Genomic DNA, 15,756 nt, shown 5'->3' with positions numbered 1-15,756 from the left:
GCGCTCGAAATGTTCTTCGTGGGCCTGCTCGTGCTCGCCTCCCTCGCCATCGCCTTCGTCTCGGGCGCCGTGGTCTGGAACCTCTACCGCGGCCAGCGCTGACGGAGCGGGCGATGATCGAGCTCCCCACCGATCTGCCCGCCGACCTCGCTCCCCTCTCGTGGCTCCTTGGAGTCTGGGAGGGGACCGGCGTGATCGATTACGAGGCAGGCGATCACCACTTCACCGGTGAGTTCACGCACCGCGTGAGCTTCAGCCACGACGGCGGCGACGCCGTCAACTACTCCGCCACCGCCTGGCTCGGCGAGGGTGAGTCGCGGCGTCTGCTCGTTTCCGAGGTCGGCTTCTGGCGCATCGTGCGACCGCAGGGGCCCGGGGATCCCGGCCCGGGACTGCTCCCGGCGGTCTCTGATGAGCCGGCGCGCACGGCCGATGACGTCGAGGCGCTGCGTACCGCTGAGGGAGGCTTCGAGATCGCCGCGAACATCGTGCACGCCGACGGTGTCAGCGAGCTCTACCTCGGCCAGATCCGCGGCCCGCGCATCGACATCGCGACGGATGCGGTCATCGCTGCGCCCGGAACCAAGGCGTACACGGCGGCGACCCGGCTGTACGGCCTGGTCGACGGACATCTGCTCTGGGCCTGGGACATCGCCGCCCTCGGATCCGAGCTCGGCTCGCACGCATCCGCCCGCCTGGCGAAGGTGGACTGATGATCGCTTCGCCCGCGGGCGCGATCACCGACGGCGATGTGCTGCTGCACGTCGGCGATCCGATGCGCGAACAGCGTGCGCTGGTGCGCGGCACGGCCGTCGCGCCGCGCGCGGGACGCGGTGTCATCGCCGTGACGGGCGTCGACCGGTTGAGCTGGCTCGATTCGATCACGACCCAGGCACTCGCCCAGCTGGAGCCCGGTGTGTCGACCGAGCTCCTGGTGCTCGATCCACAGGGACGTGTCGAGCACGCGGCGGCCGTGCTGGACGACGGCGAGACGACCTGGCTCATCGTGGACGCGGATGACGCGCCCGCGCTCGCGACCTGGCTAGGCCGCATGCGCTTCCGCCTGCGGGTCGAGCTCCGTGACGCCTCGACCGAGGTCGCGGTCGTAGGCGCGACGGATGCGGGGCTCGCCCTCATCCGCCCCCTCGCCGTCACCGAGACGCCCCTCGTGTGGCGCGACCCGTGGCCGGGTGTCGCCGTCGGCGGCGCCGCGTATGGTCCCATCGAGGAGCACCCCGGCGCCCAGCGCAGCTGGAACGAGGCGCTCGTGGATCCCGCCGAGGCTTCGCGGCTGGCGCAGCTGGCCGCCGCGGGCGAAATCGGCTTCGCCGGCGAGCTCGCTGTCGAGGCGCTTCGCGTCGCCGCCTGGCGCCCCCGCTTCGCCGACGAGGTCGACGAGCGGACGATCCCGCACGAGCTCGACTGGCTGCGCACCGCCGTGCATCTCGACAAGGGCTGCTACCGCGGGCAGGAGACGGTGGCGAAGGTGCACAACCTCGGTCACCCGCCGCGCCGTCTGGTCAGCCTGCACCTCGACGGGAGCACCGAATCCCTGCCGGTGCGCGGCGATGTGGTCGCCGTCGGCGACGTCGAGATCGGCCGCATCACGTCGGCCAGCCGTCACTACGAGGACGGGCCGATCGCTCTGGCCGTGGTCAAACGCACGGCCGACACCGACACCGACGTCGTCGTGCGCACCGCGGACGGCGATGTCGCCGCATCCGTCACCACTGTCGTGCCGCCGGATGCGGGTGCCAGCGCCGGCGTGCCACGCTTGCCCCGACTCTCGCGCCGGCGGTGACCGTGCCCCCGGGCGGCGCCGACACCACGAGCGTGTCGACGCGGCTGCGAGAGCGCTTCGATCCGAGACCGGCGCTGTCCCGTGCCGTGACGGATCTGCCCGCCATCGCCCAGCTGACGGTGGCGGCGATGGGTGCCTACGTCTTCTCGCTGTTCGTGCTGGGGCACTCGGCCCCCGTGCTCGCCGGAACGGTGGCGGTGTCGAGCCTGGGCCTCGTGCGCGACGCGCGGCCACGGCGCGTGGCCGAGACGGTGGGCGGGATGCTCTTGGGCATCGTCATCTCCGAGATCCTGTTGCGCCTGGTGGGCCCCGGCTGGTGGCAGCTGGGCATCACCCTCGCGGTCGTCGTGTTCGTCGCCAGGGCGCTGTCGCCGCAGCCCGGCTTCGCCATCGCCGCGGCGATCCAGGGGCTCATCGTCCTGCTGTTCCCGATGGCGCCGACGGAGGCGTCGTGGAGTCGGCTGGCGGACGGTGCGGTCGGCGGCGTCGCCGCGCTCCTGGTGACAGCCCTCGTGCCCCGGAATCCCCGCGCGGAGGTGCTGCGTGAGGCGAGGGCCCTCTTCGCCGCGATCGATGACGCGACCGCGACCCTCATCCGCGCGCTCGAGGACGGGGACCGCTCGCGGGCGGAGCGTGCACTGGAGAAGGCGCGAGCGCTCGATCCGCTCGTGCGGGCCTGGCAGGAGTCGCTCGACTCGGCCGTCGCGGTCGCGCGGATCTCCCCGTTCCTGCGCAGGCGTCGCGCGGAGCTCGACAGATACCGCCGCGTCATGATGGCCACGGACCTCGCGGTGCGCAACCTCCGCGTCGTGGCGCGTCGATCCGGCTACCTCATCGACGACGGCGTGCCCCGCCCCATCCCCGCCGACCTGCTGAGGTCGCTGGCGAGGGCCCTCGCGCTCGTGGGGGAGTCGCTCGACGACATCGCGCAGCAGATCCCCGCGCGCGAGGCCGCGCGGGCCGTCGCGCGCCATCTGGATCCGGCGCAGCTGGCGCCGGATGCGTCCGCCGGTGAGCACAGCGTCATCTCCGCCCTGCGCCCGTTCGCGGTCGATCTGCTCGTGGCGACCGGTCTCAGCGAAGACGAGGCGCGGGCCGCCATGCCCCGCATCTGAGACAGCGTCTCTCAGCGGGGCGCGACGCGCTCCCACGGCACCGTCAGCTCGCCCAACCGCCAGCGCGAGCGCTGCAGGAGGGGCCAGCCGCCGGCCGCCAGTGCCGCGAGCGCCGCCTGCCACCGCTGCGCGGGGGAGAACGTCGCCAGGGGTGCCGCGCGCGTCCACTCCGCATCCAGCGCGCGCAGCAGTTCATGCACGCCTTCGCCCGGCACATTGCGGTGGATCAAGGCCTTCGGCAGACGTTCGGCCGCGATGGAGGGCAGCTCCAGACCTGTCAGCCGCAACGAGATCGTCAAGGTGCGCGGGAGGGCGTCGGGTCCGATCTCGACCCACGTGCTGATCCGACCGAGCTCGTCGCACGTCCCCTCGACGAGGATCCCGCCCGCATCCAAGCGTGACGTCATGCGCTCCCACGCCGCCGGAACCTCGTCCTCGTCGTACTGACGGAGCACGTTGAACGCGCGGATGATGCGCGGCCGGTCCGGCAGCGGAATCTCGAAGCCGCCGCGGGCGAACGAGACCCGCGCGTCGGCACGGAAGACCGTCGCCCCCTCGCGCACGCGCTCGAGCTGTGCGCGAGCACGGGCCACGCGTGCCGGATCGATCTCGAGACCGTGCACGCGCACATCCGGACGGATGCGGTGCAGCCGAGCCTCGAGCTCCAGCGCGGTGACGCCGCTCGCGCCGAAGCCGAGATCCACCACGAGCGGTTCCGGCTCCGCGGTCCCGAGCGAGCGGTGGCGGGCGATCCACCTGTCCACGCGGCGGAGACGGTTCGTGCCCGTCGTGCCCCGGGTGATGCGACCCGAAGGCGTAGGACTCATGGCCCCATGATGCCAGCGTCGCGGTCGATATCATGGGCTCATGACCACCCCTCACACCCTGATCCTGCTGCGCCACGGCCAAAGCCAGTGGAACGAGCTCAACCTCTTCACCGGATGGGTCGACGTGCGCCTGACCGACCAGGGCAAGGCCGAGGCCGCCCGCGGCGGCGAGCTGCTCGCCGAGGCGGGGCTGCTGCCCGACGTCGTCCACACCTCGCTGCTGAGCCGCGCGATCCAGACCGCGAACCTCGCGCTCGACGCCGCCGACCGCCTGTGGATCCCCGTCAAGCGCACCTGGCGCCTCAACGAGCGCCACTACGGCGCGCTGCAGGGCAAGGACAAGGCCGAGACCCTCGCCGAGTTCGGCCAGGAGCAGTTCATGCTCTGGCGTCGTTCGTTCGACGTTCCGCCGCCGCCGCTCGACGACGCATCCGAGTTCAGCCAGGTGAACGACCCGCGCTACGCCGGGATCGACGGCGAGGTGCCGCGCACCGAGTCGCTGAAGCTCGTGATCGACCGACTCCTGCCCTACTGGAGCGAGTCCATCGTCCCCGACCTCACCGCAGGCAAGACGGTGCTCGTGGCCGCCCACGGCAACTCTCTGCGCGGTCTGGTGAAGCACCTCGAGGGCATCAGCGACGACGACATCGCCGAGCTCAACATCCCCACGGGTATCCCGCTGGTGTACCGCCTCGACGAGAACCTGCAGGCGCTGGGCAAGGGCGAGTACCTCGACCCCGAAGCAGCCGCAGCCGGCGCTGCCGCGGTCGCCAACCAGGGCAAGTAAGCCGACACGGGAAGGGCCCGGATGCGTGATGCATCCGGGCCCTTCCCGTGTGTGCGCCGCGTCAGATCTGAGGCTCGGTCTCGGGCTGCGGGGCCCAGTCGCCCGTCGCGAGGTAGACGATCTTCTTCGCGACCGAGACCGCGTGGTCGCCGAAACGCTCGTGGTAGCGGCTGGCCAGCGTCGCGTCGACCGTCGCGGCCGCCTCGCCCTGCCACGACTCGCTGAGCACCTTCTCGAAAACGCTGACGTGCAGCTCGTCGAGCTTGTCGTCCTCATTGCGCAGCTGCTCGGCCAGGTCCAGGTCGCGCGTGCGCAGCAGCTCGGTGAGCTTGCGTGCCACGTCGACGTCGATCTCGCCCATCTTCGTGAAGGTGCCCTTCAGGCCCTTCGGGATGGCACGGTCGGGGAAGCGCATGCGGGTCAGCTGCGCGATGTGCTCGGCGATGTCGCCCATCCGCTCGAGCGATGCACTGATGCGCAGGGCCGAGACGACCGTGCGCAGGTCGCTCGCGACGGGCTGCTGACGCGCCAGGATGTCGATGGCCAACTCGTCGAGCTCGATCGCCTTGTCGTCGATCACCGAGTCGTTGTCGATGACCTCTTCGGCGAGCGCGACGTCGCTCGTGCCGAACGCCCTCGTCGCCTTCTCAATGGCCTCGGTGACGAGCTCGGAGATCTCGACGAGCCGGACACGGACCTCGTCGAGGGACTGCTGGAAAACCTCGCGCATGAAACAGGCACCTTCCTGGGGTGATCGTGGGCGGCACGGGACGGGCCCGGGCGATTCTCGCCGTCGAAGGTTAACGAACGGTGCCGCGGGAGTGAATGTTACCTGCGGCACGGCCATGGAACCCGCCTGGGACAGGGTGCGGGTTCAGCATCCATTTACGCTGGAGCCATGAACTCGTCGCAGCTCGCGCTGCTGGCCCTGGTCATGGGCGTCGTCCTCGGGGCGTCGATCACCCTCCTGATCATCGGTGCGATGCGCGCGCGGGCCCGCGTCGAGGCGCGCAACTCGACGGCCGTTCCGGAGGGCGTTCCGGACGTCCTGGCCGCGATGGACGACAGCGCGCTCGTGGTGGACGGCTCGGGAACCGTGCGCGCCGCATCCGCATCCGCCGAGGCGTTCGGCATCCACGTCGACGAGGTCGTGCCCGACGATCGCATCCGTGAGCTCGCCCGCGCGGTGCGCTCGGGAGGGATCAGCACGGCGAGTCTGACGCTGCGCCGCTCTTCCTCTCCCGCGGAGCCCCGTCTCGTCTCGGCCCGCGCGACGACCATCTCGCCGAAGCTCGTTCTCATCGTCATCCGAGACATCACCGAGCGTGAACGCGTCGAGCAGATGCGCCGCGATTTCGTCGCGAACACCTCGCACGAATTGAAGACGCCCGTGGGCGCGGTGAGCCTGCTCGCGGAGGCCATCGAGTCGGCGGCGGATGATCCCGCGCAAGTGCGCATCTTCGCCGGCCGCCTGAGCGCCGAGGCGCAGCGACTGGCGTCGCTCACGTCTCGCGTCATGAACCTCTCCCGGCTGCAGTCCGCCGACGAACTCGCTGAGGTCGGCGACGTGTCGGTGGACTCCGTCGTCACCGCCGCGATCGAGGCGCACGCGCTTGCCGCCGGCTCGTCCGGGGTCACGGTCGTCCGCGGCGGCACACGGGGTCTGTACGTGCGCGGCGACACGCAGATCCTCACAGAGGCGCTCGGCAACCTCGTGGCCAACGCGATCGCGTACTCGCCCAGTGGGTCGAGCGTGGGCATCGGTGTGAAACAGGTGCACAACTCCGTGGAGATCGCGGTCACCGACCGGGGCATCGGTATCTCCGAGGCCGATCAGCAGCGTGTGTTCGAGCGCTTCTTCCGTTCGGACCAGGCGCGCTCGCGCCGCACCGGCGGTACGGGGTTGGGGCTGTCGATCGTGAAGCACGCGGTGCAGCGCCACGGCGGCGAGGTGCGCGTGTGGTCGCGCGTCGGACGCGGCTCGACCTTCACCATCCAGCTCCCGATCGCGATGCCGCCCGACGACCTCGAGGCAGCGACGCCCCGCCGGCGTCGCCCCAAGAAGACCAAGAAGACCCCCGCCGCGTCTCCGGCCGCGGCACCGAACCCGAACGGAGTCACCGAATGACCCGCGTCCTGATCGTCGAGGACGAGCCCGACCTCGCCGACCCGCTCGCCTACCTGCTTCGCAGGGAGGGGTTCGAGGTCGAGATCGCCGAAGACGGCGCCGTCGCGCTCTCAGCCTTCCGTGAGCGCGGAGCCGACATCGTGCTGCTCGACCTCATGCTGCCCGGCATGCCCGGCACCGAGGTGTGCCGTCAGATCCGCAACGTCTCGTCCGTCCCGATCATCATGCTGACCGCGAAGGACAGCGAGGTCGACATCGTCGTGGGGCTGGAGCTCGGCGCCGATGACTACGTCACGAAGCCGTACTCGGCGCGCGAACTCCTGGCGCGGATGCGGGCGGTGCTGCGCCGCTTCGCCCAGGTGGAGGCTGACCTCGACGAGCGCGTCCTCCAGGGTGGAAGGGTGACGCTCGACATCGACCGCCACACCGTGACCGTGGGCGGCGAGGAGATCAACATGCCGCTCAAGGAGTTCGAGCTCCTCGAGGTCCTGATGCGCAACGCCGGTCGAGTGCTGACCCGGGGTCAGCTCATCGATCGCGTGTGGGGCACCGACTACTTCGGCGACACGAAGACCCTCGACGTGCACATCAAGCGCATCCGGTCGCGCATCGAGGAGAACCCGAGCGATCCGGTCATGCTCGTGACCGTTCGCGGACTCGGGTACCGGTTCGAGGCCTGAACCGACGGCGAAGGGCGGGGCACCAGATGGTGCCCCGCCCTTCCGTGTGCGCTTCGCTCAGGGAACGAGCGGCGCCAGGTAGTCGAGGTCGCCGTTGAGGACGGGGATCTCCACGCGGGCCCCTTCGCCGTCGCCGGACTGGAAGAAGATCGGCACGGTCGAGCCGGGGCGGGCGTCGAGGTCTTCGACGAGCAGCGGGTCGGTGTCCTCGGTGCCGAGGCTCACCGTGTCGCCGGCGGGGACGCGCACGGTCAGCTTGACGGCATTCTCGCCCACCTCGAGGTTCAGCACCTGCGAGGAGTCGCTCTCGTTCACGATCGCGGCGACGAAGTTGCCCTCGGTGCCCTCGTCGTTGGCGACGATCAGCGCGTTGCGCACGGCGAGCGGTCCGCTCGAAGCCGGCACATTGAGCCCGTCGGCGGGGGAGTACTGAATGGTCGTGCTCTGCGGCGAGAGCATGGCGCAGCCGCTCGTTCCCAGTGCGACAGCGGCCGCCACGACGACGGACGCGATCAGGCGCGTTTTCACGGTTCCTCCCGGTTGCAGACGGCTTCTCCAGCATTCTACGGGGTCCCGCCCGCCCATCCCGTTCCGCGCACGACTCGGTTCTCGTGCGTCCATCCCTGTTCGCCGGCACAGCCCGCCGGTCCGCGGCATGCGCACGTCGGGCGACGAGGTCACCGCGGGGGTCGCACGCGGTCGTATACGCGCGCGGTACCGCGCGGTGGCGTACGCGCGGGGATCAGAGGTGGGGTGTGAGGGCGCGAACCCTAGCGCATTCGGCCCTGTGGTATCCTGGTCGTTGCCGAAAGGACATAACTCCATGCTTTTTGAGGTTGGCGAAACGGTCGTCTATCCGCACCACGGTGCCGCGACCATCATCGAGGTCAAGGAACGCGTCATCAAGGGCGAGACCAAGAAGTACTTGAAGCTCAACGTCACCCAAGGCGATCTGGTCATCGAGGTTCCGGCCGACAACGTCGACCTCGTGGGTGTGCGCGACGTGATCGGCAAGGACGGTCTCGAACGCGTCTTCGAGGTCCTGCGTGCTCCCTTCACCGAGGAGCCGACCAACTGGTCGCGCCGTTACAAGGCGAACCTCGAGAAGCTCGCTTCGGGTGATGTGATCAAGGTCAGCGAGGTCGTGCGCGACCTGTGGCGCCGCGATCAGGACCGTGGTCTGTCCGCGGGTGAGAAGCGCATGCTTGCCAAGGCCAAGCAGATCCTCGTGTCCGAGCTCGCGCTCGCCGAGAAGACGGACGAAGAGAAGGCCAGCATCCTGCTCGACGAGGTCCTCGCCAGCTGACGAAAGGCGCCTTCGTGCCTCAGCCCGTGCCGCGCATCGCGGTCGTGGTCGTCGCCGGCGGGTCCGGTACTCGTCTCGGTGAAGATGTCCCCAAGGCGTTCGTGGGAATCGATGCGCACACGATGCTGCGTCATGCCCTCGACGGTGTCTTCCGCAGCGGGCTCGACGTCCAGGTGGTCGTCGTCGCCCCCGCTGACCGCACGGGTGAGGCTCTGACGGAGGCGCTCGCCGCCGCCGGAGATGCCCGTGAACGGGTGAGCGTCGTCGGCGGGGGAGACACCCGTCAGAAGTCGGTCGCCGCGGGCCTCGCCGCGCTCTGGGGCGACATCGAGATCGTGCTCGTACACGATGCGGCCCGCGCGCTGACACCCCCCGAGGTCTTCACCCGCATCGTGGAGGCCGTCGAACGGACCGGGTGGGGGGCTGTTCCCGTTCTCCCCGTGGTCGACACGATCAAGCGTGTCGACGGTGACGAGATCGTCGGCGTGGTCGATCGCTCCGAGTTGGGGGCGGCGCAGACCCCGCAGGGATTCCGACGCGACGTCCTGAGTGCGGCTTACGCCGTCGCCGACTCCGAGTTCACGGATGATGCGGCGCTCGTCGCCGCGGCTGGTCACCGTATCGCGGCCGTCGCGGGTGATGCGCTCGGTTTCAAGATCACGCATCCCGCCGACCTCGAACGCGCACGTGCACTTCTGGCGCCGGCGGCCGAGCACCCGGTACGCCTTCAGGGGCCGGGGCCTGCACCGCGCGTCGGCGTCGGCACCGATGTGCACGCGTTCGCCGGAGACGGGGAGTTGTGGCTCGCGGGACTGCGGTGGCCGGATGAGCCGGCGCTGTCCGGACACTCGGACGGGGATGCGGTCGCTCACGCCGTCGTCGACGCGGTGCTGGCGGCGGCGGGTCTCGGCGACATCGGGACGCACTTCGGCGTCGACCGCCCCGAGTACGCGAACGCGCACGCAGACGCGTTCCTCGCTCGCACCCGCGCCCTGGTGGGCGAGGCGGGGTGGGTGATCGGCAACGTGTCGGTGCAGGTGCAGACCACACGTCCGCGGTTCGCCCCTCGGCGTCCCGAAGCGGAGGCTGCGCTGAGCGAAGCGCTGGGCGCCCCCGTATCCGTCTCGGCCACGACGACCGACGGCCTCGGCTTCGAGGGGCGTGGCGAGGGCGTCTTCGCGGTCGCCGTCGCGATGCTGCTTCCGGCGCAGTGACCGATCAGACCGCGCGCGTGAAGTAAAGCGACAGCGGATCGTCGCGGTACTCGGCGAACGGCCCGCATCGGACGAACCCCTCGCTCTCGTAGAGGCGCACCGCGGGTACGAACTCCGGTGTGCTTCCGGTCTCGAGCCACACGCTCGTCAGGCCCATCGTCGCCGCTTCGCCGAGGATGTGGCGAAGGATGCCGCGACCGACGCCTGTTCCGCGGAAGGCGTCGGCGACCCGCATGGACTTCAACTCGCCGCGGTCGTCGCCCCAGCGTTTGAGAGCGCCGATGCCCGCGAGTTCGCCGTCGGACCACGCGGACCAGAAGGTGACGTCGGTGCTGCTCAGCCCCGTGGCGTCCAGCGCGTGCATGCTCTCGGCGGGCGTGCCGGCGTGCATGGCCGCGAGGTGTGAGGCCACGAGGTCGTGCGCTGCGCCGCGGGTCGGGTCGTCGAGGCGGTAGTGGAGCATGGTCATCCTTCGAGGGGGAACGGTTCGGGATCTCGACGGCGGGAGCCCCAGGCCAGCACGACGAGACCGACGGTGAGCACGGCGATGCCGATCACGGATGCGGCGCCCAGGTGCTCTCCGAGCACGACGAGCCCGAGCAGGGTGGCGGTGATGGGTTCGGCGAGCGTCAACGTCGCGGCCGTCGCGGCGGTGAGGCGCTGCAGACCCCAGGTGAACAGCGTGTATGCGACCGCGATCGTCGCGATCCCCAGCCAGAGAGCGACGGCGATGCCGCGGGGTTCGGTGAGCCAACCGAACGATGCGAACGGGAGCATGAAGAGGGCGCTCACCGCCGACCCGGCACCCATCGCGCCGGCGACGGTGAAGGGATCCCACCCGGTCGACATCAACCGGCGCTGTGCGTTGGCGAAGACGGCGAATGCCGCGCCCGCGCCCAGCGACCCGAGCACGCCGAGGGGGTCCGCCGAACCGGATCCGCCGCCGGCGAAGGCCAGCAGCGCGACCCCGATCGTGGCGAGCGCCGTTGCCGCGAGCCACGTGAGCCGGGGGAGGCGTCGGGTGATCGCCCATTCGATGAGTCCCGCCATGACCGGCGCGGATCCGAGCGCGATGACGGTGCCCACCGCGACGCCGCCGCGGGCCGTGCCCAGGAAGAACAGCGGCTGGTACGCCGCAAGGCAGATGCCGGTCAGCGCCATGAGGACGAGGGCGCGCGCCGTCAGCGGGGGAAGAGTGGCCGCCGTCGTGCGTCGGTGCCGGCGGGCGAGGGCGAAACCGATCACCGCCAGCGCCGAGCCGCCGATGAGCAGGCGCACCGCGCCGACGCCGAGGGGCGTCGTCCCGTCGGGACCCAGCGCCTGCGAGGTGCCCGTGGTGCCGAACAGCACGGCTGCAGCGAGGACGGCGAACACGGGCAGCATCCTCCCTTTCTACCGCCGTCATGTGTCGGGGTGGTGACACAGCCCCGCCGGTAGGCTGGTGGAGTGACGGTCCGGCTCTACGACACCCAGGCGCAGGCGCTGCGCGACTTCGCGCCCCTGGAGGACGGCAACGTCACGATGTACGTCTGCGGTCCGACGGTGCAGTCCGGCCCGCACATCGGTCATGTGCGCGCGGCGCTGAGCTTCGATCTGCTGCGCCGCTGGCTCGCATACCGGTTCGGCCGGGTGACGTTCGTGCGCAACGTCACCGACATCGATGACAAGGTGCTTGCGAACGCGACGTCCACCGAGCCGTGGTGGGCGCTCGCCTACCGGATGGAGCTCGCGTTCAGCCAGGCCTATGCCGCGGTCGGCATCCTTGCGCCGACGTACGAGCCGCGAGCCACCGCATCCATTCCGCAGATGATCGAGCTCATCGCGCTGCTCATCGAGCGCGGCCACGCGTACTCTGCGCCCGACGGATCCGGCGACGTGTACTTCGACGTACGGTCGTGGTCCGCCTACGGCGCCCTCACGCACCAGGACGTCGACGCGATGGAAGCGGCGGCGGATGCAGACCCTCGCGGCAAGCGCGATCCGCACGACTTCGCGCTGTGGAAGGGCGCCAAGCACGGCGAGCCGGCGGATGCGCGGTGGGCGTCGCCGTGGGGCGAGGGACGCCCGGGATGGCACATCGAATGCTCGGCGATGTCGCGCCGGTACCTCGGGCCCCGCTTCGACATCCACGGCGGCGGTCTCGACCTGCGCTTCCCCCATCACGAGAACGAGCTCGCGCAATCCACGGCGGCGGGCGATGCGTTCGCCCAGTACTGGGTGCACAACGGGCTCGTCACCGTCGACGGCCAGAAGATGTCGAAGTCGCTCGGCAACTTCACTCTGGCCGCCGATGTGCTCACCGAGCGCGACCCGCTCGTCGTGCGCTACGCGCTCGCCGCAGCCCACTACCGCTCGAGCCTCGATGTCTCCGGCAAGGCCTTCGACGAGGCGGAGGCGGCACTCGATCGCATCCGCACCTTCCTCGACCGGGTCGAACGCGTGGGTGCGGCGCCGGAGAGCGCCGTGGTTCCCGAAGCGTTCGCCGTCGCGCTGGATGACGACCTCGGCGTGCCGCAGGCTCTCGGCGTGCTGCACGAGACGGTGCGTGCAGGAAACGCGGCACTGGATGAGGGAGACTCGGAGAACGCGCGCGGCCGCGCGGCCGAGGTCGTCGCCATGACCGACATCCTCGGCATCAACCCGCTCGACGAGCGGTGGCAGACCAGCGCACGCGGCCCCGAAGCGGGAGCTCTCGACGCTCTCGTGCGCGTCATGATCGACCAACGCGCCCAGGCGCGGGCAGACAAGGACTGGGCGAGCGCCGACCGGGTGCGCGATGCGATCGCGGCCGCCGGCATCGTCCTCGAAGACGGTCCCGACGGGACCCATTGGAGTGTGAAACGTGGCTAAGCCGGGAAACCCGTCCGCCGGACGCGGCAAGAAGAAGGGCCCTACCAAGGGCACCGGCGGCAAGAACCGCCGCTCGCTCGAGGGCCGCGGTCCGACCCCCAAGGCGGAGGACCGCGCCTGGCACCCCGCGGGCAAGCGCAAGGCCGCGCAGGAGCGCTTCGTCGCGGCCGGCGGCAAGGCCGCTCCGCGCATCGCGGGTCAGAACCGCACGCCGCGCTCGAAGCAGAACGATGACACCGAGACGGTCACCGGTCGCAACTCCGTGCTCGAGGCGCTGCGCGCTCGCATCCCCGCGACCGCCTTCTACATCGCGCAGCGCGTCGAGATGGACGACCGCGTCAAGGAGATGCTCTCGATCGCGACACACCGTGAGATCCCCGTGCTGGAGGTCACGCGGCAGGAGCTGGACCGCATGGCAGGCTTCGACGGCGTGCACCAGGGCGTTGCCCTGAAGGTTCCCCCGTACGAGTACGCGCACCCGCAGGACCTGCTCGAGCAGATCATCGACCGCGACGAGCTGCCGTTGATCGTGGCACTCGACGGTGTGACGGACCCCCGCAACCTGGGTGCCATCATCCGCTCCACGGCAGCGTTTGGCGGACAGGGCCTCATCATTCCGCAGCGTCGCAGCGCCGGCGTCAACTCCGCCGCATGGAAGACGAGCGCGGGAGCAGCAGCGCGCCTTCCCGTCGCGATGGCGGCCAACCTCACGACGACGCTCAAGGAGTTCAAGAAGCAGGGCGTCTTCGTGCTCGGCCTCGACGGTGGCGGCGATGTGGCGCTTCCGGCCCTGCAGCTGGCAGACCGTCCGGTCGTGATCGTCGTCGGCTCTGAGGGCAAGGGGCTCTCGCGCCTGGTGACCGAGACGTGCGACCAGATCGTGTCGATTCCGATCTCCGCGGCGACCGAGTCCCTGAACGCGGGGATCGCCGCATCCGTCGCGCTCTACCAGGTCGCCACGCTACGGTCGGCCTGAGAACCCCGATCGAAGGAGCAGCCATGTCGCGCATCGCCGTACTCGGAGGAACCGGCTACGCCGGTAGCCACATCGTCGCGGAGGCGGTCCGGCGCGGGCACACCGTGCTCTCGGTGGCGCGCACCGTGGCCGCCGAACGGGTCGAGGGCGCGGTGTATGTCGAAGCCACGCTGCTGGATGTCCCCACCCTCGTGAACGAGCTGATCGGCGTCGATGTGGTCGTGTCGGCCGTTGCCGCGCGCGGCGACATGCTGGGCGCACTCCGCCCGGCGATCGAGCAGCTGCTGTCGGTGCTGCCCGAGGACGTGCGGATCGGCGTCATCGGCGGTGCGGGCGGCAGTCTCGTCGCCGAGGGCGGCCCGCGCCTCGTCGACACCGAGGGTTTCGCGGATGAGTACAAGCCCGAAGCGCTCGAGGCCATCGGCATCCTCGAAGACCTGCAGACGCGCGCGGGGGACCGCGACTGGTTCTACATCCATCCCGCGGGCGGATTCGGCGCGTGGGCGCCGGGGGAGCGCACGGGTTCGTATCGTGACGGCGGCGACGTGCTCGTCGTCGATGACAACGGCGACTCGTTCATCTCCGGCGCCGATCTCGCCGTCGCCGTGCTCGACGAGATCGAGACGCCGCGTCACTCGCGGGAGCGTTTCACGGTCGGCTACTGAGCCGACGCGGGCGGATGCGGTGAGCTGCGGTCCGTGATCAGACCAGGTCGCGCCAGTCGATCGCCTCGTCTTCATCGTCGTCGGCGTCACGTGGCACGTAGTCGTCGCGCAGCACGGGGATGATCGAGGTCGCCTCGGTGGGCGGACCCACCACGGTGGCTTCGTCGCGGCGGTGGCGCAGGACGTCGTCGATGTAGCTCGTGAGCACCTCCGCGAGCGGCACGGAGCGGCCCCGCGCCTGCGACATGTACCAGCTGTGTTCCAGCACCTGGTGGTAGACCTCCGCGGGCTCCAGCTTGGAGCGCAGATCGAAGGGGATCGCCTTGACGACCGGCTCGAACTTCCGCGTGAGCCACTCGTGCGCGACCATCTCCTCGTCGGAGCCCACGCGGGAGATGCGCGCGCGGAACTCGTCGAGGTCGTTGAGCAGACGCCGCGCCTGGTTCTCCTCGACGTCGAGACCGGTGAGACGCAGCAGGCGCCGCTGGTGGTGCCCGGCGTCGACGACCTTGGGCTGGATGGAGACGAGCGCGCCGTCTGTCGCGGTGTCGATCGACATCTCTCCGATGTCGAACCCGAGCGCGTTCAGCCGCTGCACGCGCTCCGTGATCCGCCATGACTCCGCTGCCGAGAAGCTCTCTTTGTCGGTCAGCGCCGCCCAGAGCGAGCGGTACGAGGAGACGATGCCATCCGCGATGTCGAGCGCGTCGACGTCGCCGGCCAGTCGGCCTCCGGCGGCGAGGTCCATGATCTCGCCCGCGATGTTCGTTCGCGCCACATCCAGGTCGTGCTCGCGCTGACCGCGCGTCAGGCCGCCTTCGTGGAGCTCGCCCGTCTCGGCGTCCACGAGATATGCGGCGAAGGCGCCCGCATCCCGTCGGAAGAGGGTGTTGGAGAGCGAGACATCGCCCCAGAAGAACCCCACGTTGTGCAGACGCACGAGCAGGACGGCGAGCGCGTCGACGAGACGCGAGGCGGTGTTCGGGCGCAGCACCTGGGTGAACAGGGCGCGGTAGGGCAGGGAGAACTTGAGGTGGGCGGTCACGAGGGCCGCCGGCAGCGGGTGGCCGGCCGCATCCGTCCGCCCGTCGATGACGGCGAAACGATCGACGCACGGAACATCCAGGCGGGCGAGGTTGCCGAGCATGTCGTACTCGCGTCGCGCCATCTCGCCGGTGGTCTCCTTGACGGCGATGACCTTGCCGCTGAGGGTCGAGAAGCGCACCAGGTGGCGTGAGAGGCCCTTGGGGAGCTGCACGATGTCGTTGCTTGACCAGTCGGCGAGCGGCGTGCTCCACGGCAGTGTCAGCAGCGCGGGATCGATCGCACTGGCCGTGATGGTCAGCGAGTCCGCCATGGGTTCCCTCCACATATGTCGCGGGGGGGGGGGGGGGGGGGGGGGGGGGG

At 70.3% G+C, this 15,756-nt stretch carries 17 protein-coding genes; 11 read left to right on the top strand and 6 right to left on the bottom strand.

The window, feature by feature from the left end:
* Positions 1-113: 113 nt before the first annotated feature.
* Genes SK224_RS00085 through SK224_RS00075 form a run of 3 tightly spaced genes read left to right on the top strand, consistent with a single transcriptional unit; the run spans position 114 to position 2,916 of the window.
* Positions 114-713 (top strand): FABP family protein, encoded by a 600-nt coding sequence (locus SK224_RS00085; protein WP_320432829.1) that lies wholly within the window; start codon positions 114-116, stop codon positions 711-713.
* On the top strand, positions 713-1,801 hold the full coding sequence (locus SK224_RS00080) for a YgfZ/GcvT domain-containing protein (RefSeq protein WP_320432828.1): 1,089 nt from the start codon (positions 713-715) through the stop codon (positions 1,799-1,801). The genes SK224_RS00085 and SK224_RS00080 overlap by 1 nt, the downstream gene beginning before the upstream one ends.
* On the top strand, positions 1,798-2,916 hold the full coding sequence (locus SK224_RS00075; protein ID WP_320432827.1) for an FUSC family protein: 1,119 nt from the start codon (positions 1,798-1,800) through the stop codon (positions 2,914-2,916). The genes SK224_RS00080 and SK224_RS00075 overlap by 4 nt, the downstream gene beginning before the upstream one ends.
* A gap of 11 nt (positions 2,917-2,927) precedes the next feature.
* Here SK224_RS00075 and SK224_RS00070 read toward each other — a convergent pair whose 3' ends face one another.
* Positions 2,928-3,743 carry a class I SAM-dependent methyltransferase gene (locus SK224_RS00070; RefSeq protein WP_320432826.1) on the bottom strand — a complete coding sequence of 272 codons (816 nt, stop codon included), beginning with the start codon at positions 3,741-3,743 and terminating at the stop codon, positions 2,928-2,930.
* A gap of 40 nt (positions 3,744-3,783) precedes the next feature.
* Between SK224_RS00070 and SK224_RS00065 the strand changes: the two genes are divergently transcribed.
* Positions 3,784-4,530: a phosphoglyceromutase gene (locus SK224_RS00065; protein ID WP_274285940.1), complete on the top strand. Its 747-nt coding sequence runs from the start codon at positions 3,784-3,786 to the stop codon at positions 4,528-4,530.
* 61 nt (positions 4,531-4,591) lie between these two features.
* Here SK224_RS00065 and phoU read toward each other — a convergent pair whose 3' ends face one another.
* Positions 4,592-5,260: a phosphate signaling complex protein PhoU gene (phoU, locus tag SK224_RS00060; protein WP_320432825.1), complete on the bottom strand. Its 669-nt coding sequence runs from the start codon at positions 5,258-5,260 to the stop codon at positions 4,592-4,594.
* Positions 5,261-5,428: 168 nt separating this feature from the next.
* Between phoU and SK224_RS00055 the strand changes: the two genes are divergently transcribed.
* Positions 5,429-6,658, top strand: a complete 1,230-nt coding sequence (locus tag SK224_RS00055) for a sensor histidine kinase (RefSeq protein WP_320432824.1) — start codon at positions 5,429-5,431, stop codon at positions 6,656-6,658.
* Positions 6,655-7,338 (top strand): response regulator transcription factor, encoded by a 684-nt coding sequence (locus SK224_RS00050; protein ID WP_320432823.1) that lies wholly within the window; start codon positions 6,655-6,657, stop codon positions 7,336-7,338. Before SK224_RS00055 ends, SK224_RS00050 begins: the two co-directional genes overlap by 4 nt.
* Positions 7,339-7,395: 57 nt before the next feature.
* On the opposite strand, the gene SK224_RS00045 is transcribed toward SK224_RS00050, so the two are convergent.
* Entirely contained in the window at positions 7,396-7,866 is a 471-nt protein-coding gene (locus tag SK224_RS00045) for a DNA modification methylase (protein ID WP_320432822.1), read from the bottom strand.
* A 295-nt stretch (positions 7,867-8,161) separates the two neighbouring features.
* On the opposite strand from SK224_RS00045, the gene SK224_RS00040 reads away from it, so the two are divergent.
* Together SK224_RS00040 and ispD are read left to right on the top strand one after the other, a co-directional pair.
* On the top strand, positions 8,162-8,644 hold the full coding sequence (locus SK224_RS00040; protein WP_320432821.1) for a CarD family transcriptional regulator: 483 nt from the start codon (positions 8,162-8,164) through the stop codon (positions 8,642-8,644).
* A gap of 14 nt (positions 8,645-8,658) precedes the next feature.
* Complete coding sequence (ispD, locus tag SK224_RS00035) at positions 8,659-9,858, top strand: 2-C-methyl-D-erythritol 4-phosphate cytidylyltransferase (protein WP_320432820.1); 1,200 nt, start codon at positions 8,659-8,661, stop codon at positions 9,856-9,858.
* Between the two features lie 4 nt (positions 9,859-9,862).
* Here ispD and SK224_RS00030 read toward each other — a convergent pair whose 3' ends face one another.
* On the bottom strand, positions 9,863-10,327 hold the full coding sequence (locus SK224_RS00030; protein WP_320432819.1) for a GNAT family N-acetyltransferase: 465 nt from the start codon (positions 10,325-10,327) through the stop codon (positions 9,863-9,865).
* Positions 10,324-11,241, bottom strand: a complete 918-nt coding sequence (locus tag SK224_RS00025; RefSeq protein ID WP_320432818.1) for a DMT family transporter — start codon at positions 11,239-11,241, stop codon at positions 10,324-10,326. The genes SK224_RS00030 and SK224_RS00025 overlap by 4 nt, the downstream gene beginning before the upstream one ends.
* A gap of 63 nt (positions 11,242-11,304) precedes the next feature.
* Between SK224_RS00025 and cysS the strand changes: the two genes are divergently transcribed.
* The 3 genes from cysS to SK224_RS00010 are packed head-to-tail and all read left to right on the top strand — an operon-like array spanning position 11,305 to position 14,349.
* Positions 11,305-12,708 (top strand): cysteine--tRNA ligase, encoded by a 1,404-nt coding sequence (cysS, locus tag SK224_RS00020; protein WP_320432817.1) that lies wholly within the window; start codon positions 11,305-11,307, stop codon positions 12,706-12,708.
* Complete coding sequence (rlmB, locus tag SK224_RS00015) at positions 12,701-13,684, top strand: 23S rRNA (guanosine(2251)-2'-O)-methyltransferase RlmB (RefSeq protein WP_137417671.1); 984 nt, start codon at positions 12,701-12,703, stop codon at positions 13,682-13,684. The genes cysS and rlmB overlap by 8 nt, the downstream gene beginning before the upstream one ends.
* 23 nt (positions 13,685-13,707) lie before the next feature.
* The gene (locus tag SK224_RS00010; RefSeq protein WP_320432816.1) at positions 13,708-14,349 is read left to right on the top strand and encodes an NAD(P)-dependent oxidoreductase; all 642 of its coding nucleotides are present in this window, start codon (positions 13,708-13,710) and stop codon (positions 14,347-14,349) included.
* Between the two features lie 37 nt (positions 14,350-14,386).
* On the opposite strand, the gene SK224_RS00005 is transcribed toward SK224_RS00010, so the two are convergent.
* Complete coding sequence (locus SK224_RS00005) at positions 14,387-15,706, bottom strand: DUF4032 domain-containing protein (RefSeq protein WP_137417669.1); 1,320 nt, start codon at positions 15,704-15,706, stop codon at positions 14,387-14,389.
* Positions 15,707-15,756: the final 50 nt, after the last annotated feature.

The sequence above is a fragment of the Microbacterium sp. BG28 genome (genome assembly GCF_034044005.1).
Lineage (GTDB): Bacteria > Actinomycetota > Actinomycetes > Actinomycetales > Microbacteriaceae > Microbacterium.
The sequence above is the reverse complement of the archived record's forward strand: the minus strand, read 5'-3'. Positions and strand labels throughout refer to the sequence as shown.

Bases quoted from the DNA above. Each gene is read 5' to 3' on its own strand.
- SK224_RS00085 (WP_320432829.1), top strand. From the start codon at position 114: ATGATCGAGCTCCCCACCGATCTGCCCGCCGACCTCGCTCCCCTCTCG.
- SK224_RS00080 (WP_320432828.1), top strand. From the start codon at position 713: ATGATCGCTTCGCCCGCGGGCGCGATCACCGACGGCGATGTGCTGCTG.
- SK224_RS00070 (WP_320432826.1), bottom strand. From the start codon at position 3,743: ATGAGTCCTACGCCTTCGGGTCGCATCACCCGGGGCACGACGGGCACG.
- SK224_RS00065 (WP_274285940.1), top strand. From the start codon at position 3,784: ATGACCACCCCTCACACCCTGATCCTGCTGCGCCACGGCCAAAGCCAG.
- phoU (WP_320432825.1), bottom strand. From the start codon at position 5,260: ATGCGCGAGGTTTTCCAGCAGTCCCTCGACGAGGTCCGTGTCCGGCTC.
- SK224_RS00055 (WP_320432824.1), top strand. From the start codon at position 5,429: ATGAACTCGTCGCAGCTCGCGCTGCTGGCCCTGGTCATGGGCGTCGTC.
- SK224_RS00050 (WP_320432823.1), top strand. From the start codon at position 6,655: ATGACCCGCGTCCTGATCGTCGAGGACGAGCCCGACCTCGCCGACCCG.
- SK224_RS00040 (WP_320432821.1), top strand. From the start codon at position 8,162: ATGCTTTTTGAGGTTGGCGAAACGGTCGTCTATCCGCACCACGGTGCC.
- SK224_RS00030 (WP_320432819.1), bottom strand. From the start codon at position 10,327: ATGACCATGCTCCACTACCGCCTCGACGACCCGACCCGCGGCGCAGCG.
- SK224_RS00025 (WP_320432818.1), bottom strand. From the start codon at position 11,241: ATGCTGCCCGTGTTCGCCGTCCTCGCTGCAGCCGTGCTGTTCGGCACC.
- SK224_RS00010 (WP_320432816.1), top strand. From the start codon at position 13,708: ATGTCGCGCATCGCCGTACTCGGAGGAACCGGCTACGCCGGTAGCCAC.
- SK224_RS00005 (WP_137417669.1), bottom strand. From the start codon at position 15,706: ATGGCGGACTCGCTGACCATCACGGCCAGTGCGATCGATCCCGCGCTG.